General features: G+C 32.8%; 1 protein-coding gene. It reads left to right on the forward strand.

All coding sequences use genetic code 11. The annotated features are described in order from the left end of the window. The coding region (locus tag CI949_RS20260) for a hypothetical protein (protein ID WP_290769824.1) at positions 1–2,018 on the forward strand (2,018 nt) is incomplete at both ends.

Raw genomic sequence — 2,018 nt, forward strand, 5'->3', positions numbered from 1 at the left:
AGCACCATAAGTGATGATATGGATAATGGTCAGATTTATAATGATACAGATGGTTTTATTCAATATTCAATTGATGGTGGTTCGACATGGGATGATGTTCCTGTAGATAACATTAATTCAACAGAAAGTAATTTACAGTTTAAACTTGATTTCCTAGCAGAAGATAACAATTTTGGTGTTGATAGTGTAGCAGATAAAACTGTTCATTTTAGATATAAACTTGAAGTTACTCAAAATGGAGATTTTCCTTCCTGGACAACACTTAGTCTAAATGGGATTGATGGTTCAACTGATTTTTATCAAGTTGTTGAGGTTCCGGTTAGTGGGGCTAAGGCTGATGTTGATATTGATGTGCAGAAAAATGGCAGTACAGCTAATGATATAGATAAAGGTGAAAAAGTAGATCTTAAAATAGATGTAACTAAAAACCCATGGATGATTAAAGATCTGGTGGTTAGAATTAAACCTAATGGCTTTACTTATGGTGACTATTCTGATATTAAAAACTCAAATGATATTGAAATAACCGGTTTTGGTGGATATTCACCAGATATTAGTTATGATAGTACCAACGAGCTGTTGATTTTCGATTTTAGTGGAGTTAGTGGAGCTGGAGAATTTATAGACCAAAATAGTACGAATACTAAGATGAAAAATCTTGGTACTATAACCTTAAATAATATGATAAAGGACTGCTCAGAAACATTTACAGCTGGTGCTGAAATAGATTACAGGCATGGATTAATTGATTCTACAGAAGCTCCAATTACTAAAACTGATCAATCTCAAGATCCCTTAATCAAGAGAAAATCAGATTTAATTATAACAGCAGTTAATCCTGTGATTGTAACAGAAGAAACTGTTACTTGGACAATTGATATTACAAATACTGATATAGGTACAGCCCATAATACAGAATTTATTGGTACTTTTTCAGAGATCTTTGATTATCAGTTCTCTCAAATTGATAGTGTCACTGCTACCCCTCAAATAAATACAGATAATACACAGGCTACGGCTACCTGGAATCTGGGAAGCATAGAATCTGGAGCAACTAAAAAACTGCAGATAACCGCTGATATTACAGATGCTGACCCAAGAACAATTAAAGACTTCAGCAGTGCCTTTAGCTCTCAGGTTAAGTGGTATACTGAAGAAGTAAATAATATAAAATATGAGTGCGGCAATAATACTAGGGATGATTTTCCACAATTTGTAGAGCCTATAAAAATTTCAGATCTTGTAGTAAAAAATAATCTAGTATCTCCAGCTGAAATAAATATTTGTTCAGAAGGATTCATGGAAATTATTGTTCAAAGTACTGGTCAAACAAGAAATTACAATTTGGAGTTAAGACAGGACTTTTTAACTACGGGAATAATTTTTGATGAAACAAAAGATATTACAGTAACTAATCAAAATGGAAGTAATACTTATTCAATTAGTGCTAGTACTTTAGAAGATAATAATGGTAATTTAGTTTTTAAGGAAGAGACATTTCCTGAACTTGCTGCAATTGATATTGGCGAAGAAATTAAAATAAAATTTGCTATCAAAACTAATGGTGATTTTAATGAAAGCAATGAAGTTCAGCCGGCTGTAAGCTGGAACCCACCTTCTAAATATAATCAGGATGACGATGACCAGGAATTCAGCAAAAATGGAAGTATCTATAAGATTCCTAGAATTAGACCAGAGATAAATATTGATCTTAAAGGAAGAAATGAAGCTATAGGTGAGCAGACATTTGTTGACAATCCTGCAGCAATGGCTGGTAAGAATACAATTCGTTGGAAATTAGATATTGAAAATATTGGTGATGGAGATGCTGGAAATGTCTGGATAGAAAGCAGTGATTTTCCCAGCAGTACTGTACTATATTCTGATGATAATCTACAAAATAGTGTAGATAATAATCAAAGTGACAATTATTGGGTAGTTCCTAATTTAGCTGCAGGAGAATCTCAAAGCTATTATTTAGAATATACTGTACCAGCTTCAAGTAATGAAACAGAAAA

It is taken from the genome of Halanaerobium sp. (assembly GCF_003070835.1).